Below are 16966 nucleotides of genomic sequence, written 5' to 3'. Positions count from 1 at the left end.
GTTGGGAGTTGCCGGTGTATTCGGTGGTTCTTTGTTCTCCGCCATGCACGGTTCTTTAGTTACCTCTTCTTTGGTTCGCGAAACAACTGAAACCGAGTCACAAAACTACGGTTACAAATTCGGTCAAGAAGAAGAAACCTACAACATCGTTGCAGCCCACGGCTACTTCGGTCGTTTGATCTTCCAATACGCTTCTTTCAACAACAGCCGTTCCTTGCACTTCTTGTTAGGCGCATGGCCAGTAGTTGGCATTTGGTTTACCTCTTTGGGTATTTCCACAATGGCATTCAACTTGAACGGTTTCAACTTCAACCAATCGATTATCGACTCACAAGGTCGCGTCATCAACACCTGGGCTGATGTCATCAACCGCGCTAACTTGGGTATGGAAGTAATGCACGAGCGCAACGCTCACAACTTCCCACTCGACTTGGCTGCTGGTGAAACAACTCCCGTGGCTTTGGTTGCTCCTTCCATCAACGGTTAATTTTTAACTCTTGATTGACAAAAAGCGCTCCTAGAAATAGGGGCGCTTTTTGTTTGGGAAAATATATTTTTATCAGGTTTGTAGTGAGGACTTTAGTCCTTTGATGCGGAGGGCTGCCGCTTCTTATCAATATACTGCTGGTGGTAATCATCGGCCATGTAAAATTCACCAGCGGGTTTGATTTCGGTGGCAATATCTTTGTCGTATTTACCGGAAATTTGCAATTTTTGTTTGGATGCGCGGGCGGCTTTTTCTTGTTCCGAATTGTGATAAAAAATGACTGACCTGTATTGTTCGCCTCTGTCGGGGCCTTGGCGATTGATTTGGGTTGGATCGTGACAGTTCCAGAATATATCTAGCAGTGTTTCGTAACTGATTTGCGATCGATCGTACTCCAAGATCACTGCTTCAGCGTGACCGGTAACTCGGGCGCAAACGTCGAGGTAGCAGGGATTCGGCCAGTGACCTCCTGTGTAGCCCGCAGCAGTCGAGATGACACCCGCAACGGCGCGAAACTTGTGTTCGACTCCCCAAAAACAACCGGCGGCAAATGTGGCTTTTTCCATTGTGTTAAGAAGAAGGAAGAGTTGACAGTTGACAGTTGACAGTTGACAGTTGATAGAAGGAAGAATAGAAATGGAAGTCGGAAGAAGGAAGAACAGAAATAGAAGTCGGAGGACGGCTTTAGTTATCGTCCCGAGAGAAGTGATAAGACATATACAGCAAGCTTTTTAGCGATCGATATTTTATTTTTAATTAGGTGAATTTATTTAATTATTGTATTGGGCTCAAACTTGGCACTCTTATTATGGTTGACAGATTCCCATTAGTGTGCATTCCCAGACTAATCGCGGCTGTACGTAGTTTAGCAAATATTGTCGGGCTTTTTCTAAGGGTTCTAAGGGCGATCGGCTAATTCGGCCTGCCAAAAATTGCTGCCAGTAACAATGCTGTAAATAATCAATTAACCACAACTGAGATTCAGTATCTAAAGTTTTATCAATTTCCTTAGCCAATTCCAAAGCTGAGCGCAAATTTTGAGGCAACTGCTTGACTTTTTGCAGCAAATCCTCGGGTATTGATTGCAGTTGTTGCCAAATAGCAATTGCTTCTCCAGGACTTCCCTGCGCCATCCCGATTACCTCGGGATGGGATAAAATCTCGGCAAATCCCCCTTGCTGCAAAACTTGTCTCATTGCTTCGGGATTCAGCCGCGAAAACTGGATTTTTTGACAGCGGGAAATCAACGTGGGTAGCAAAGCTTCCACAGTCGGAGCAATTAAAATTAGCGCTGCTTTTCCCGGTTCTTCCAAGGTCTTTAACAAGCCGTTGGCGGCTCCTTCACCCATTGTTTCTGCTTGTTCCAAAACTACGACTGAACGCCCAGCTTCTAGTGGTGGCCTACTCAGAAATTCGCCGATTTCGCGAATTTGTTCTAGGCGAATTTGGGGCGGTGCTTTTCGCTTTAATCCTGCTTCCTCTGCTTCTTTTGCGGAAAGCCGTTTGCCTTGGTTCATGTAGGTTGGTTCTACCCAGAGTAAGTCTGGATGATTTCGCTGTCGGACGCGATTTTGCACGGATTCTCTCGATCGCCTTTCGGGAAGATTTACTGAGAATAAAAGCTCGATGAAACACTGTGCTGCTAAGCTTTTGCCGGTGCCGTTGGAGCCGACAAATAGATAGCCGGGAGCAATTCGGTTGCGATCGACTGCTTGGGTCAGCAATTCTACTGCTCGATCTTGCCCGATCAATGATGTGAAATATTCCATGTTTTAAGAGTGATAAATACAGCGTATTCCAAGTTTATGAGGTACATTGACAAGTTAAATTACTAACATGAAGGTAACATTAACATCATTCCATTTAGTTTAGTTGAGATGACTGCCCATGATATACTCGCAATACAGTTGGCATTGTAAAAATTAGAATTGTAAAAATGTTTATTTTTTATGTTTAATTTAACAAAAAATATATTTCTCCGGTATCTACTTGACTTTGCCCCTAATCTTGTTGTATATTATTTAATGATAGGAGGTTTGCCAAAATAATATTTTGACATAAGATTTAAATCATTAAGCAGTAAAATTAGTTAAAGTGTTAGCTTTTCTGCCCATTTATGAAAACAATTCCTCTGCTCGCCATAAGTTTTTTAGTAGCAATTTTAGCAAGCGCGATCGGCATAATCTCAGTCCAGAACGCCGCGCCAGTAGCCTTAAGCTTTATCTTGTTTAAATCCATACAGATTCCTGTAGGATTAGTATTGGCCATGAGCATTAGTGCGGGACTGATAGGCGGTGCAGTGCTACAACCGCTTTGGAACCTTTCAGATTCCCAAGACTCGCGTCCCAGATTTCAAGCAAATCCCGAAGACTCGGACACCGCAGAATATTAAGTTAATTTTTCACACCTTCGATGGAATAAACCTGACCTTCAATCAGCAGCCGAGTAATTCCTTTGGCTAGCAAGTAAGGCGCGGCTTTTTGCAACAGCCTGCCGTCTGGAATCTTGAAAACTCTTTGATTGCGAGTAGAAAATCGGCGCGCTACTCGATGATTGTCAAAAACTGGTAGAGTTTTCTCGCGAATTTCGGCCGCCGGAATTTGACCGAGTTCGCCAAATGCTTTCAGAGGTCTGGTGATTAACTCTGCCGCCCGATCGACTACTAAATAGCAAATTTTGGGCACAGATGCTTCGCTTAAAGGCAAAACTTGAATCGGGCCAGCCCGAAGTTCTATCGACTCCCCGGACATCGAACCCAGCAGACTCGCTTCAAACAGAGAATCTTCATCCTCTAAATCTTCGTCGAAGTCGTCATCTAAATCCTCCTCATCCTCATCCTCATCCTCCTCCTCATCCTCATCTTCGTCGAAATCGCTAAAATCTTCACCACCAAGCATTGCCTGTAGTTCCCCAGTCACAACAGCACGGTGGCTGGGTTCGGCAAGATTGCCGACGGGGGCATCTGGTAAATCAGAAACCTCGAAATCCGACTGTAAAGTTCCTGGAATTTCGATTTCTGGTACAGGTTGGGTGGCTGATACAGAACGCTTTCGGATCGTCGGCCTCGAATTTGGGGCTGACTGCGTGACGGGGAGTGACTCAGACAGGGGAGTATCTCCAGGGGCGATGGAGTTCTTAGCCGGCGATTCAGCAGCCGTTTCTGTTGGTTGAGAAAGGCTGCTGGTGCTACGATCGGACGAACGCTTTTGTTTTTGCTGGACTAGAAATGCGTATTCTAACTCGGACAAAGCCCCCTGAAGGATGCGCCTTACAGTCGAACTACTCACTCCGTAGCGCTTGGCCAGAGTGATAGTATTCTCGTCCGACTGTCGGTACAGCCTGAGGAGTTCCCGTTTGTCTGAATCGGAGAGTTTTGTGGGCGTCATGCCAAGTTTTCCACCAAAAAGACGTGAAAAGACGTAGGAAGTGCGATCGGCAAACTATGATTTTTCATTTTCGATTTGAAGTTGACAGATGCAGGCAAGGGCAAAAAAGCTTTCGCGTTCCAATCCGTTGCCGAAGCAACCCCTCCACTCCAATCCCTAAGCAGAGCGACGAGTCCGCCTGCTCTGGCGGGAACGGGTTGAGATGTCATGTTCCAAGACAGCTCCTATTCCGAACAGGATGCCACTGAAAACAAAAAAGACTTCCAGTAAACTGCCGCTTTGATAACTACCCTCAGCCTGAGTATCGCGCCATTTGAAGTACATATCTGCGATGTAAAGCGAAAAAGTTGCAGCCGCAATCATTCTCCAAGATTGGGAAAAACGTCCTCCCCAAAACGCCAGCAGCAGCGCAGTAGCAATAATCAGCAGAAAAACGTCCCCGACGATGTAAAACAAATTGATTGCATAGGCGTAAGGTGATAGTTGCTTGTCAAGTGCGATCACCCATTCGGGAGCTTTAGTTACTTCTGCTGATTCTTCTTCAGGTGCCGATTTAGCAGCCGCTGCTGCCGTTCCTTTTGCCTTTGACTGGGCCGAATTGTCCAAAGCAGGGGCTTTTCCTTTAGCAGCCGTTGAGTCAGGTGCAGATCCTGTCACTACTTCCTGGGGAGCTGTCGGAGCCATTCCTAGCTGTTGTCTCCAAGAGTCAGGCGCAGCAACCCAGATAGCTACGGCAATCCCAAAGGCTGCTATTGCCGCTAACAAACCCCACTGCCAAAGTTCTAGATTCAGTCGCTTGGAAGTCACAGCTAGAACCATGCCCCCGATCAATGCCACATAACTGACCAGATAAAAGGCATCTGCGGGGGACACATCCGGGTCTAACTCGAAATACAGTTCCCAAATGCCAAATAGCACCCCGGCGATAAAATAGAACAGCATCCCCAGACCAATCCCCAGCCAGACGTTGCGCCCGCTGGCCATGTGCGGGCTTCTCCAGTTTCTAAAACAAACTAATGCAGCTCCGAGGTATGCTCCGCATTCAAAAACCAAAGTGCCGATCGAGTACCAAAGCGGTAGACCATCTTGCTGTGAAAGCGGAACACTGAACAGCAAAAAGAACAGCAGCGCCAGGACAGCCCAGACAATGCCCACAATCACGAGGGTCTGAGCTGATAGTAAAGATGTAGATGTAGATGACTTTTCTGAAGTGCTACTCATAGGGATTTCACGATACCTAACTAGCGGTTGAACGCACCCCATCTCAATCTTTGATTGTAGATGAGGATTCTTTCGCCAAAGAACCTTGATCTGACGCTCCGGGAAAAACTGGCGTCCTCAGCGTGTCATCGGGACTTTGGCCTTCGTACACTCTCGGAAGACTAAGCAAGAATAGTATCTATTTACTAATTCAAAGAATTAGTTCTTAGTCGATATTTTCCCCGGGAATAGATGATAAAAATACGGTCTGCGCCTTCACCATTAAGGGTTTTACCGTACCTATTAAACTCGGAAGTTATATCCTCAAATGTTGTTTTCTCTGTTTTTGGCTTTCACACTCCCCCACTCATATCAATGATTCTGGGTGGGAACTGCGATCAAAATTTAGTTAAATTGCCAGACTGTAGCTGGCCTCTTAACTGATTTAACAGTTATGTCGCTCGATCGATACAAGTTGGCAATCCAACCTGTATCTCCCTTGCCCCCGACAGTGCAATTATCTCAGCTCGATTATCTGCGCCCAATTGTCAGAGCAATTGTCAAAGATTTTCTATCCTGCGATCCACAACTTGTTGAGGGCTGATTGTTTCAGCCAATCTAGAAACTGAGTGCGATCCGGTGCTGGCATATCTTGCAGCACATCGCTCACTCCCTCAGCGAAGTCGGTATTGCCAAAATATGATTTGCCCAAACGGTGAAGTTCTTGCAATAAGGTTTTGAGATGTTGCTCTTGCCAAGGGGGCACCTTATGATTTTGCAAGGGACTAACGGTCAGCCAATTTTTGATCGCATCAGCGGAGTCTGCCTGGGGGAAGTTTCCTTGCTGAAATACCTTGGCGATATCTTTCTGAAACGATGCGGCTTGCCTTGCGCCTAAGAGGTCTTCTACATCGAAGTAAACAGCTTGGAGGAGCAGCAGACAGCCCTGCGCGAATAGCGGTGCTTTAGCCGATTCTGTACCGCCCGGTTCTTCACCGGCAAGCTGATCTAAACGGACTTTTCCCCAAACGCTATATCTATCCGGCTCTTCTAGCAGAACGCAGGCTTTGCCTCGGTTGTCGGTTAAATCCCGCCACAAGGCTCTGGCGTCTTCTGCTTGCTTGCCGTTGAAGGCGCTGATTAGGCGAAAAGTCTGCCCCTGATAATTGAGAATGGGAATTTGTTGATCCCGTTTTGGGTGTTGAAAATTGGATATTTCAACATCCTGCCGTTTCAGAATAAACATGACACTGCGATTTGACTCCTGTCATGGCCGAGGTGCTGTGCTTTTGAAGCTCTCCAGGCTTTTAGGCTTGGGGATGCTTGATTCAACGAATCCACTTAAATTGGTTAGTAGGATTGCCCTCCTCAAGCGTTCCTATACTTTTTTGCTAGCAAATGCTAACAAATATCTAAGCTGAGATTGTCTCTCAACCCTGGCATATGAACTAATGCACGAAGGAAATTCCCCCGCGCACAACTTACGATTGCTGTACTAGCAACGCTTGATTTTCGAGATGTGCCGATCGGGCGATTGACTATTTTGCTTTGATGCCGTAGAGGAAGCCTATATATAGGCTCCCTACCATCAGGGATTTTCACCTGAGTCTTTCAATCCTAGTTCTACCACATTTTTCTCAAATATCAAGTCGAGCAGAATGTTGGCAAACATCATCAAAGATCGGCAAAGATCGGCAAGTTAGTCACGATTGCCTCAACTCATGCCTAAAATCAGGGGAGGATTTCTGGTTTTTCGATCTTGTGGCCTACGTTTGAGGCTTTGTCACTATCGAATTTTAACAATTGTGTTGTTTGCAGGTGAGTCCCTCCAGCTTTTGTGAATTGCTATCCTGGACGCAAGGGCACTCTCATCACTAGCGTGTTCGCTCCCGATCGCGCCGCGCTCCACATCGTAGTTTTTTAGATAGAACCGGTTTCTGTCTAAGTTAAAAAATATTTACTTGCTCGATCGCACACTCCACCGATACAATGATACTGTTAAAGATTTTTTGAGTTGGGTGCGTAACTCAGTTGGATAGAGTAGCTGCCTTCTAAGCAGCGAGCCGCAGGTTCAAGTCCTGCCGTACCCGTTAACCAAACCTATACATGACAATAGTTTCAGACGTTTTCCCCAAAGCTGACAGACTACCTGAAACCTTGTTTGTTTCGCAGTTGTTGCGGATTCGGGCATCCAAAACACCATGAAATTCGTCCTGAAGCCCGACCTGCCAAATTTGGCAAATCTTCCGGCTTCCGCGCGATCGACACTCCTACGCCTCTTCCTCTTATGTTTGACAAGCGAATTTCTGCATGTTCCGCCACGTGATTTATCGGTGGAATCAATCCCAAATCGAAAATCTCAAATCCTCTCTTCCCCCGAATTTATCCGTGGGGTCGCCTCTAAAATCTAAAATTTAAAATCTACAATCTAAAATCGATTGACACACCGGATGTGTTATCATAAAAAGTCTTTTGTGTCAATAGCCGATCGCCCAAAAGTTAAAACAGCAGCAGGCGATTGTGGGTCGAGAAGCCCTCAGGAGTTATCCTTAGTGATCGGGCTATTTTTGGACAGGTTTGGATATGTTAAGAGCAATTTTATTTCATATACCCCAAAATTTAATGCTATTACTCGACCGCAGCGCGATCGACCAGTTACAGCCGATATTGGCGCAAGCAACCGGAATGCCGATCGTGGCATCGGAAAATACCGCCACAATTGCACTGGTATTGGTTGCTGTGGGAATTCTGGGTTGGGGATTTTATCGCGCCAGACCTTTTGGCAAACTGGGAATGTTAGCTTGGTTGCAGTCAGTGGTGCTGATGAGTCCGTGGCTGCTGTTCTTTGGTTTGTTCGGTGCCGGGATTTACCTAAATCTAGTGGCGGTATTGTTGCTGCTGGTGACATCCACGGGATTGTACATTTATCTGGGCAGGCAATTGCGGAAGGCAGCAGCCGATGCAGTGATCGACTCGCGCCCCGATCCGGCCCAGATCGAGTCCCAAAGCGATGGAAACTCCCCTGCAAACGAACAACGGGTACCAGCAAAAGAAATTATTAAGATCGTCACATCGCCTGCAACTAATGAATTAGAAATAATTCCCGTTCCAGTTGAAGACCTCAAGGCAATTCAAGGCATCTTTGGCATCGATACTTTCTTTGCTATAGAAACGATTCCCTATCAAGATGGGGTAATCTTGAAAGGCAATCTCCGGGGAGACCCAGAACAAGTACACTCGCGTTTGACGGCAAGTTTGCAAGAAAGATTGAACGATCGCTACCGCCTGTTTTTAGTAGAAAATCAGGACGAGAAGCCGGTAGTTATTATCTTGCCCAGCACAAACGACCCGCAGCCCACTACCCTATCTCAAAAAATCCTCGCAGTCGTACTGCTACTAGCAACAATTGCTACCAGTTTGGAAACAGCCGGTTTGCTGCTGAGTTTCGATTTCTTTAACTCGCCTGGTAGATATCCAGAAGTGCTGCCAATTGCGGCGGGAATTTGGGCGGTTTTAGGTTCAGGCGAAATTGCTCGCCGAGTGCTGGCAAATCAGTACAAGGTTGGCTTGAGTTGGCCGTTTTTTATACCAACTTTTCAGATAGGTTCTTTTGGGGCGATCGAGCGTTTTGAGTCGCTGCTTCCCAACCGTAAAGTTTTGTTTGACATTGCTTTTGCTGGGTCAGCCGCTGGGGGAATAATTTCTCTGCTCATGCTGGTAACGGGTTTGCTGCTTTCTCACCCCGGCAGTTTGTTTCAAATTCCCGCAGAGTATTTCAAGGGCTCGGTTTTGGTGGGAACTTTGGCAAAAGTGGTTTTGGGTGCGGCGTTGCAGCAACAGATTGTTGACGTTCACCCGCTGGTAGTTATTGGTTGGTTGGGCTTGGTAATCACGGCGATTAATTTGATGCCTGCGGGACAGTTGGACGGAGGTAGAATTGTGCAAGCAATCTACGGCCGGAAAATTGCCAGTCGCGCTACTTTGGCGACGTTTGTGGTGCTGGCGATCGCTTCTTTAGTTAATCCTTTGGCTTTGTATTGGGCGATCGTGATTCTGATTTTACAGCGGAATCTGGAGCGGCCGAGCCTTAACGAGCTGACTGAACCTGACGACGCTCGCGCAGCTTTGGGTTTGTTGGCTTTGTTCTTAATGATTTCTGTACTTTTGCCCTTGACTCCCGCTTTAGCTGGGCGTTTAGGAATTGGCAACTAATCATCTGACCATTGGTGGGCTGGGTGCGCTTGGGCGCACCCCAGATATTTATGAATTAACCCAATAGAAAAGCTCGGAATTTGTTTAAACTTAATTTAGCAAGTAAAAATCACGGATATGAGCATCTAGGCTAAAGTTATGGCTAATCAACTTCCTCCTGTATTGGTAACTTTTGATGCGGATGTTTTGATGGCTGGCAGAACCCAAGTTTGGCAAGAATATGCCAAGGTGGGAAGTTGCTATCTCCCGGAAGTAGTGTATGACGAAATAGATTATCTGACAGGGAAAGCGGTAGAAAAAGCTCAAGAGCAAGTGGCCAGAGAGTTTATGCGCTTTTTTGCAGATAGTGGCTGGATTGTGACTGATGCTCAAGAAACGCATCGGGGCCTAGAACCCTCGATGAAAAATCAAAGCGCACAAGCAATGCTAGTAGTAGCTACAGCTCAGTGCGTTTACGGTCTGGCTCAGGAACATCCCGACGCACTGGTGGTGTTTGTGTCCAACAGTCAGCCTCTGCTGAAGCGGATAGCTTCTGTGGGGGCTGCGAATCTTTGCGGCATTACTGCGGCGATGCTGTTAAATTGGGCGAGGAAAGCGGAACGCCCGCCGGCTGCGACTCAGCAATTGCAAAGTTTGATGCGAACTTTAGCCGATCGCCAATCAACTCAGCGCTCTAACAGTAGAATACAGAATGCTGGTGTTGGCAAAACCGGGACATCTGTTAGCAAGTTCACGATGCGTGGCGCTTCTGATTTGGACTCGCCCAGTAGTTCTACTAAAACTAATCAAACGGGTTTGAGTGGGAGCCCCCGTAAGAGTTCGCGCACCAATGCCAAAAAGCCGGTGCCCAGTCGCGAGGAACGGAAAGATTACGAGCCGGCTGTATATCGGATCAAACACATTACGCCTCCGAAAAAAAGGGATGGCGGTTTTCTGTCTGGTGCGTTCAATTTTTTGGGAGCGTTATTTTTCTTGACGGTAGCGGTGGGTATTTTGTGGCGAGTGTTGGATGCTCGGGGTTTTAGAAAGACTTTTGTACCGGCTCTACCGCAGCCTGTGCAACAATTTGTCAAGTCGATCGACCCTAAATGATATATCGGTCTGAAAATTCCGCTTTCTAGCTTCAATAAGGACTATCACCATCGACAGCAAGTAGCAAAAGTCTGTGATAGCCTTAATCTGTAATTGCCAGCCCGGTTAATTGGTAACTATTCACAGATTGAGAACACATCAAAATAAGCGAGAAAGCATTAGCGGAATTAGATTTTACATCTTTGCGCGATCGCAAATTTTTTCCTTCTCCTGTCTAATTTATTAATTTTTATCATTTATAAGGTTTGATCGTTCGGACTTCAGTCCGCATCAAAAATCAAAGGACTGAAGTCCCATGGCAAACGCATCTAATACCAATTTAAAAAATCCTTGCTGCAACACTCTTAGTTGACTTTGTTTACTCAAGTATTGTCGCGCTTTGTGTCGCTGTCAGATTTTCTGTATTTTTTTTGTACGATCGATGAATCCACACCCTACCAATATTGTTGCATTAATTTTTCAAATTGGCATGAATTCTGTAAGCATTACCTAGCAAGGGTTTCAGCATTTGGGAACACAAATGCACAATAGCCCAAACCTTTGTCTAGCAAGCATCCTAAAAATAAGATGCGTTTGTTCTGAGAAGTCCGAACCCTCAAACCTATTTTATAGGGGTTGTTCGAGCAATAATCCGGACAGTTTTTTTGGGGTGGTGGCTGAAACTGGCATTCTACCGTTAAGATTTCAGCGTCTGAAGAAGCTGAAACCCTTATTATACCGTTCGCGATAAAAAAATGTCCGGACTATTGTTCAAGCCGACATAATATTAATTAAGATTTCACTATTTGCGCCGAATTTAAAAATGCTGAACTGGAACGAAATAATTAGTGGATTAGCCTTAGCTATTGCGGGTTTTATTTATGCTGTATTCTTTTTTGTAGTTCTTCCCTTCAGACAGTACGATTATGCGGCACCGATTTGGGCGATAGGAATTGCGATCGGCCTTACAGTAGGAATGAATTGGCTACTATCTGAATCCTTGCTGAGTGGGTGGATTTGGGTAGCTGCATTATTTGGTTTTCAGATACCCCTGATGCTTTTTTGTAGCGAGTTTCTGGGAGATGGACTTTTGCTCCCGAGTCTGTTATTTTTCGGAACAATGGTAGTAGGAGTTACGAGCGTTTATACCAATTTTTCACAAGCAAAAACACTGTTGATTGTGAGTTTCTGTACAGTATTTTTCCTAACTTTAATGTACATATCTTTCATTGGTGGCTATGTGCTCAGAGGCAAAAATCCGTTTCATGGTTCTTCAAAGCAAATGCTGCCGCTGTTGAATCAGAAGGTAGAAATTCACACTGACGATCCCAAACAATTGCAATTCAATGGTAAAACAGGCGAACTCACTCAGATCGATCGCTATGAAGTGACAGTCAGGCTAGATGATGATAAAGTATTCTGGCCTTATGTCCAACTTTGGTGGGAAGATGTCAAGCCTGCTAACTAACAGAAATCCTCAGAGTTATCAACCCTCAATAACTTTCTCCCCTTGTCTTCTCTGTGCGCCCTCAGCCCCATCTGCGGTTTATTTCGAGCCCCGAATTCTGTCAAGCAATTTTAATAAACCCGCACTGACTAAGCCTCCTGCAATTCCCAAAAGCAGACTCAACACGAGAACTTGACTGGCCGACATCGGATTTTCCGGGCTAGCGGGGCTTTTGATTTGGCTGGCGTAGATGCTGGCGGCGACTCCGCTGGTGCCAATTCCCACGCCCACTGTACCAATGGTAAAGTTTAAAGTGCGATCGCTCTTAGCCCTCTCAATCTCGATAATCCCCTCAATCGTCTGAATCGCATTTTCCAACAACCGCAATCCCGCACTCAAACTCCGATTATCCGCTTTAACTTGGGTGATGTACTTTTCTTCAGCAAAATCGCTGAAACTTGCCATAAATTTTAACTCATTTTTGTCATTTCCCATTCTTTCCGCTATAGTTTCTAGCCGTTTATTATAGTTATTTAGATTAGTTTTAATTGTATTTTCTTGTTCTTCCAATCGACTAATATAATTAGCATAAATCGAAAAAATTGTCAAGCAATAGACCAAATTTTGCTGCAATTGTTTCAAGTCAACTTTAGCAGCATTGACTTGTTCTGGCAGTAGGCTGACAATTTCTTGAATCTTCCGCGAAGCATCCTTGAGATTCGACTTAAGTTGGCGGCTTTGTTGATAAGCCCAAATCACTTTATTGCGGTATCCAAATAATCGGAGGAACTGCGGATAAAGTTTAGTCATTTTTTGGCGAGTAGTGGGAATTGATGCCTCGCCACTGTTAGAAAACAAGCAAATTAACACATGATAATTTTGGCTGATATTGCCTCTATCTCCCGGAGGTAGCCACAATTCATAAAAATTTGCCCCTAAAAATTGCCCTGATGCTTTTAAATCCCGATCCCATTTAGCATTCGGGACTAACTCAAGTTTGTTGTAGCAATTTTTGGCAGTTTTTAAAGCATCTTGCCCGCTAGTCAATTCACCCCAAACTAGCCAACTTTGACCGATAGTAGCAGGTTGATTGAAGCGCGAGATGATTGTAGATTTCAGCCATTCTAAACAATCGATTTCTTTGGGTACAAATTTCTTATCGCTGTCGGGTTCTATTTTGCCGGATAAGTCAAACTGCACCGCATAAGTATCGCCGAATTTGACAGGATAAGCATAGCCATCGAGGGGAGATTCAAATGCTACTACTTTTTGGTTGCCGAGTAAATCGATGTAATCACCGATTTCGGTTTCAGCTTGTTCGATTTGTGTTTGCTGTGGCTGCGAGAGTTTATCGCCATAGATTTTTTGCCAAAACTGCTGGCGGTTTTGGCTGATTTTGTCTTCACTTTGTCCGATACCGTCGGCTAAATCGTAGACAAACAAATCGACGGTAGGGTAAATCAGCCAATTTTCGTTAGTCATGGGTGAAACTGTCTGCTATTGACGATAAAATTGTATCGCGACTTGCTTGCACTGAATCCCCAGCTTGCAAGATTTTTCCCAGAATTTTTTTTAACCCTCGCGGCTTAACTTTGGTATCGATTTCATTGATGATTTTTGGTAAATTTGTTAAATCGCTGATATCGCTGGCTGCGTTACTAATTTCGGGGTTAGTAGTGTTTTCTTTTTCAGATTCACTATCCGGCAAAACATCTAATCCTTTGCTACGTTCATTGCTATGATACATCAACCAATTATGAGTTTCTTCATAAGCAGCTAGCAGAGGGGGATGCAATTCGGCAAGTCTTTCGATATCGATAATTGTGAAAGCTTCATCAATTTTATTAAACTCTAATTGAACTGGTGCGGGTAGCGGTTCTGTTTGTTGGAGTACCGCGCCAATGAAAGCTGTAAAAATATCGTCATTATTATTTTTCATCATAATCCCGTTAGAGTGAAGGCTGCCCAGTAATACGGATGTTGATAAGGTTGGTCTGATTCCATTTTAGCCAAGTTTTGCTGATTGCTTTTAAAGAATCGGCGCAGGCTAACTTCAGCTACAGAAAGTTCGCTGCTGTTTTCGGAAATCTTGTCAATTTCCCGCTGATACCAAGCGGCTAAATCTTCGCGGGTGGCTGATTGCAGCCATTTTTGAGAATTTGCTAAGGCGACGGGTAGCGAATCGCCCTCTTCTCGCCACCGTCGGTAAAAGTCTATCATTAATAACGTACTCGCCCCGGATTGGACTGGCCACAGGGTACTGACGACAAAGCCAACTCCCGCCCGCATAAAACCGCTAGTCAATCCTACATATTCGGCGAGAATTGTTTGCTTGTCTGTGACTGCGGTTTCGCAGGCGGAAAGGCAGATTAATTTGTAGTTACTGAGGTTGAGTTGGATGATTTCTTTGACTGTTAATCGGTGAGTATCGCTTAAGTATAAAGTTGATTGTTGAGGATTGTCAAAATCATAGCTACCGTGTCCGGTAAAGTGAAAAATGTTGTGGGGCTGTGGCAATAATTTGGTGACTTCATCGAGGGTAGCTGCATTTTCTCCCCGTCGGGTAGAGTTGGCAAACATTCGGCAAATAATTTCGGATTCTATCTCGGCGGCTGGTAAAGGAAGCAATTCTTTTCGTTTGCCGTTTTCATCAATGATTATACTGTTGGGATTTTCGATACTGAGGATAGAATTCACTTCCCCTTCTTCAACCCGCGGAGGCGGGTTTTGTCTGTGTAGCCGCGAATTCCATTCGCCGACTGTATTTGGTGTATTTGCTGTATTTGCCGCAGTTGGAGGATTCAACCGATGTTTCAAATTCAACCCAAATTGAGCGCTAGGCAAATAACTAACCACAAAATCCCGACTAAACAAAGCATGAATCGGGAAGCGGTGCAAGTCCCGATGCGGAATCAAAATTAACTGGGTAATTCCCTCTAATTGCTGTTCAATCGCATCAATTTTCAGGATTGCATTGAGTCGGGCAAATTTACTTGCCATTCCCCCACGCCAAGGATGATTTACTTGACTTGTTTTCTCCTTAGATTGATAGTCGGTGTATTGTTGATTCCACTCCTTCACCCATTTTTCAAGTTCATCGGGAAAATCGCTGAAACAGGTTTCGGGAGACAACAAGCCATCGGATTTAATGATGAATGTTGTCAGGGATGCGTCGCTGAGATGCCAGTAAATCGCGGCGGTTGTGGGATTGAGGAGTTGCTGAATTTGTGCGTGAGTGACTGTCTCTTCTGTTTCGTAATCGGGAATTGGCAAGGCATCCAGCAGCCAAGATAAGCAGACATTTTTATCGGTTTCGGCTGTGGCTAAGGCTTCGGCAAATAGCCTGGATTGGATGAATATATTTACGGTTAATTGTTCAAAGCTAACTAATTTGTCGGTGAGTTGCTGTTGGGTGAGTTGGGAATAGTTTTGCTGTTTCAGCAAGCGTTGCAATAAATCGGTGGCGTCTCGCCGTAATTTATTGGCTTCGTCAGTGTCTTTTAGGCTGACTAAAGTTTTGATTAATTTCTGCAAAACTTGTAGATGCAGCTTCAGGAAAGTATCTGGTGTTAGAGTTTTGAGGGCTTCTTTGTAGCTGGTGGCGGCTTTATTCCAATAGGTGTTGGGAGAATTGAGTTTTCCGCGATCGTAGTGAGCATTTCCTAGTGCTCGATGCAGCATTCCGTATCCTTCGGGGTGGGTATTTTGTCGGCAATACTCTAAGCCTGCTTTTAATGTTAATACTTGCCCTTCATAGCCGCGCTGTGTCAGGTTGTGAGTTAAGAGAGTTCTGGTTACTGGTGGGGATTTAGGGAATTGTCCCTGTAAGATTTCATAAACTAGCAGCCTATGTTTAGGTGCATTTTCGACTGCTATACTCCGATTTTTCCAGGCTGCGTGGTCATCTGGTTTGATTTCTAAAGCTTTGTCACAGGATGCGATCGCCTCTTCTAACTTTCCTAAATGATACAGTACACCGCTCCGATCGAACCAGGCTTCCTCTTTATCTAGTTTAATTTCTAAGGCTTTGTCGTAGGATGCGATCGCCTCTTCTAACCTTCCTAACTTACGCAGTGCAAGGCCCCGATTGAACCATGCGTTGTGCTCATCTGGTTTAATTTCTAAAGCTTTGTCCCAGGATGCGATGGCATCTTCTAACTTTCCGAAATTATCCAGTGCAATGCCCATATTGTACCAGGCTTTGTCAAAATCTGGTTTGATTTCTAAAGCTTTGTCGAAGGATGCGATCGCCTCTTCATATTTGTTGAAATTGTCACAAAGAATACAGCCCCGATTAATCCAGGCTTGGTAAAAATCTGGTTTGAATTCTAAAGCTTTTTCGTAGGATGCGATCGCCTGTTCAAACAAGCCTAAATCATTTTGTTCTTTCCCTCGCTTATACCAAACCTCAGCCTCCAGCCCCCGCGCCAATTCCTGAAGCGATGACACCGCATCCGCAGACGCTGTACTCCCCTGCGCGCCCTCCAACAATCGAGATCCAAACCTCGGCAACCAAGCCGCCAAATCACCATTTTTAATTTGTTTTGCGATTAAGAATTCCGCAACATCGCCTCTTCCCCAGCCCTGATTCACCCATTCTAGAAGTTTCATCAACTTCGCCTCGTATTCCGCATCAGTCAAAGTTGGAAGAACCCCCCTCAGTCCCCCCTTGCTAAGGGGGGAAGCAAGATTTGTTCCCTCTTTCCCCCCCGCTGTTGCTAAGGGGGGAAGCAAGATTTTCTTTCTTGTCCCCCCCCTTACCAAGGGGGGGGGCCAGGGGGGGTTAAAATACTGAGTATAAGCGCACAAAATCCGCTGAATTAATTGTTTGAGGAAGCGCCAGATTTTATCTAACATTGGTGAGATGGTGAGGCGGTTGGTTTTTGTTATTGTAGCAATAATTGTGGGGATTCGCGATCGCCTTGAGCACCCGGCGGTTGAAACCGCGTCTACACAAACAATGTCCGCCTCCGCGGACTAAGAGATCAGTCATTGTAGGGTGCGTCGCCCTAGAAAATCTCTGAATTAGAGCGATAATCTCATAGCGACGCACCTTTGCTATTCAAGGGCTTCTGGAAATAAACCTAATACTTGTTTTTACCGGATATAGACATGAGGTGCGTCGCTATGAGATTTTTCATCTTTTTTTGAGATTGTTGATGG

Annotated in this window: 13 protein-coding genes, 1 tRNA gene and 1 pseudogene; 6 read left to right on the top strand and 9 right to left on the bottom strand. The window is 45.2% G+C overall.

Annotated elements, in window-relative coordinates:
- A pseudogene (locus JGK14_RS22090) lies at window positions 1-487 on the top strand (photosystem II q(b) protein); the annotation flags it as partial.
- A 92-nt stretch (window positions 488-579) separates the two neighbouring features.
- Here JGK14_RS22090 and msrA read toward each other — a convergent pair.
- Both msrA and JGK14_RS22080 read right to left on the bottom strand, forming a co-directional pair.
- Window positions 580-1053: a peptide-methionine (S)-S-oxide reductase MsrA gene (gene msrA / locus JGK14_RS22085; protein WP_325315493.1), complete on the bottom strand. Its 474-nt coding sequence runs from the start codon at window positions 1051-1053 to the stop codon at window positions 580-582.
- Window positions 1054-1293: 240 nt separating this feature from the next.
- Complete coding sequence (locus JGK14_RS22080; RefSeq protein ID WP_293241612.1) at window positions 1294-2256, bottom strand: DNA polymerase III subunit delta'; 963 nt, start codon at window positions 2254-2256, stop codon at window positions 1294-1296.
- Window positions 2257-2603: 347 nt separating this feature from the next.
- On the opposite strand from JGK14_RS22080, the gene JGK14_RS22075 reads away from it, so the two are divergent.
- On the top strand, window positions 2604-2879 hold the full coding sequence (locus tag JGK14_RS22075) for a LapA family protein (protein WP_293224283.1): 276 nt from the start codon (window positions 2604-2606) through the stop codon (window positions 2877-2879).
- Between the two features lies 1 nt (window position 2880).
- Here JGK14_RS22075 and JGK14_RS22070 read toward each other — a convergent pair whose 3' ends face one another.
- From JGK14_RS22070 to JGK14_RS22060, 3 genes are all read right to left on the bottom strand, one after another.
- Complete coding sequence (locus JGK14_RS22070; RefSeq protein ID WP_293189267.1) at window positions 2881-3873, bottom strand: hypothetical protein; 993 nt, start codon at window positions 3871-3873, stop codon at window positions 2881-2883.
- 156 nt (window positions 3874-4029) lie between these two features.
- Window positions 4030-5094 carry a hypothetical protein gene (locus tag JGK14_RS22065; RefSeq protein WP_325315492.1) on the bottom strand — a complete coding sequence of 355 codons (1065 nt, stop codon included), beginning with the start codon at window positions 5092-5094 and terminating at the stop codon, window positions 4030-4032.
- Window positions 5095-5644: 550 nt separating this feature from the next.
- Window positions 5645-6319 carry an Npun_F0813 family protein gene (locus JGK14_RS22060; protein ID WP_325315491.1) on the bottom strand — a complete coding sequence of 225 codons (675 nt, stop codon included), beginning with the start codon at window positions 6317-6319 and terminating at the stop codon, window positions 5645-5647.
- Window positions 6320-7089: 770 nt separating this feature from the next.
- On the opposite strand from JGK14_RS22060, the gene JGK14_RS22055 reads away from it, so the two are divergent.
- Window positions 7090-7163: transfer RNA gene (locus JGK14_RS22055), tRNA-Arg, on the top strand.
- A 55-nt stretch (window positions 7164-7218) separates the two neighbouring features.
- Here the strand turns inward: JGK14_RS22055 and JGK14_RS22050 are convergent.
- The gene (locus JGK14_RS22050; protein ID WP_293224289.1) at window positions 7219-7395 is read right to left on the bottom strand and encodes a hypothetical protein; all 177 of its coding nucleotides are present in this window, start codon (window positions 7393-7395) and stop codon (window positions 7219-7221) included.
- 363 nt (window positions 7396-7758) lie between these two features.
- On the opposite strand from JGK14_RS22050, the gene JGK14_RS22045 reads away from it, so the two are divergent.
- From JGK14_RS22045 to JGK14_RS22035, 3 genes are all read left to right on the top strand, one after another.
- Window positions 7759-9285 carry a site-2 protease family protein gene (locus JGK14_RS22045; RefSeq protein WP_293189269.1) on the top strand — a complete coding sequence of 509 codons (1527 nt, stop codon included), beginning with the start codon at window positions 7759-7761 and terminating at the stop codon, window positions 9283-9285.
- A 138-nt stretch (window positions 9286-9423) separates the two neighbouring features.
- A complete protein-coding gene (locus JGK14_RS22040; RefSeq protein WP_293186757.1) occupies window positions 9424-10377 on the top strand; it encodes a PIN domain-containing protein in 954 nt (317 codons plus the stop codon).
- Window positions 10378-11179: 802 nt separating this feature from the next.
- The gene (locus JGK14_RS22035) at window positions 11180-11824 is read left to right on the top strand and encodes a hypothetical protein (RefSeq protein ID WP_293224291.1); all 645 of its coding nucleotides are present in this window, start codon (window positions 11180-11182) and stop codon (window positions 11822-11824) included.
- A gap of 78 nt (window positions 11825-11902) precedes the next feature.
- On the opposite strand, the gene JGK14_RS22030 is transcribed toward JGK14_RS22035, so the two are convergent.
- The 3 genes from JGK14_RS22030 to JGK14_RS22020 are packed head-to-tail and all read right to left on the bottom strand — an operon-like array spanning window position 11903 to window position 16444.
- On the bottom strand, window positions 11903-13285 hold the full coding sequence (locus JGK14_RS22030; protein WP_325315490.1) for a hypothetical protein: 1383 nt from the start codon (window positions 13283-13285) through the stop codon (window positions 11903-11905).
- On the bottom strand, window positions 13278-13745 hold the full coding sequence (locus tag JGK14_RS22025) for a hypothetical protein (RefSeq protein ID WP_293176748.1): 468 nt from the start codon (window positions 13743-13745) through the stop codon (window positions 13278-13280). The genes JGK14_RS22030 and JGK14_RS22025 overlap by 8 nt, the downstream gene beginning before the upstream one ends.
- Window positions 13742-16444 (bottom strand): CHAT domain-containing protein, encoded by a 2703-nt coding sequence (locus JGK14_RS22020; protein WP_325315489.1) that lies wholly within the window; start codon window positions 16442-16444, stop codon window positions 13742-13744. Before JGK14_RS22020 ends, JGK14_RS22025 begins: the two co-directional genes overlap by 4 nt.
- Between the last annotated feature and the right edge of the window lie 522 nt (window positions 16445-16966).

The sequence above is a fragment of the Microcoleus sp. PH2017_28_MFU_U_A genome (assembly GCF_020738035.1).
Classification (GTDB): Bacteria; Cyanobacteriota; Cyanobacteriia; order Cyanobacteriales; family Microcoleaceae; genus Microcoleus.
Note: the sequence above shows the minus strand (reverse complement) of the source record. Positions and strands in the feature narration are given on the sequence as shown.

Excerpts from the sequence above, each read along its gene's own strand:
- msrA (WP_325315493.1), bottom strand. The coding sequence starts at position 1,053 with ATGGAAAAAGCCACATTTGCCGCCGGTTGTTTTTGGGGAGTCGAACAC.
- JGK14_RS22080 (WP_293241612.1), bottom strand. The coding sequence starts at position 2,256 with ATGGAATATTTCACATCATTGATCGGGCAAGATCGAGCAGTAGAATTG.
- JGK14_RS22075 (WP_293224283.1), top strand. The coding sequence starts at position 2,604 with ATGAAAACAATTCCTCTGCTCGCCATAAGTTTTTTAGTAGCAATTTTA.
- JGK14_RS22070 (WP_293189267.1), bottom strand. The coding sequence starts at position 3,873 with ATGACGCCCACAAAACTCTCCGATTCAGACAAACGGGAACTCCTCAGG.
- JGK14_RS22065 (WP_325315492.1), bottom strand. The coding sequence starts at position 5,094 with ATGAGTAGCACTTCAGAAAAGTCATCTACATCTACATCTTTACTATCA.
- JGK14_RS22060 (WP_325315491.1), bottom strand. The coding sequence starts at position 6,319 with ATGTTTATTCTGAAACGGCAGGATGTTGAAATATCCAATTTTCAACAC.
- JGK14_RS22045 (WP_293189269.1), top strand. The coding sequence starts at position 7,759 with ATGCCGATCGTGGCATCGGAAAATACCGCCACAATTGCACTGGTATTG.
- JGK14_RS22040 (WP_293186757.1), top strand. The coding sequence starts at position 9,424 with ATGGCTAATCAACTTCCTCCTGTATTGGTAACTTTTGATGCGGATGTT.
- JGK14_RS22035 (WP_293224291.1), top strand. The coding sequence starts at position 11,180 with ATGCTGAACTGGAACGAAATAATTAGTGGATTAGCCTTAGCTATTGCG.
- JGK14_RS22030 (WP_325315490.1), bottom strand. The coding sequence starts at position 13,285 with ATGACTAACGAAAATTGGCTGATTTACCCTACCGTCGATTTGTTTGTC.
- JGK14_RS22025 (WP_293176748.1), bottom strand. The coding sequence starts at position 13,745 with ATGATGAAAAATAATAATGACGATATTTTTACAGCTTTCATTGGCGCG.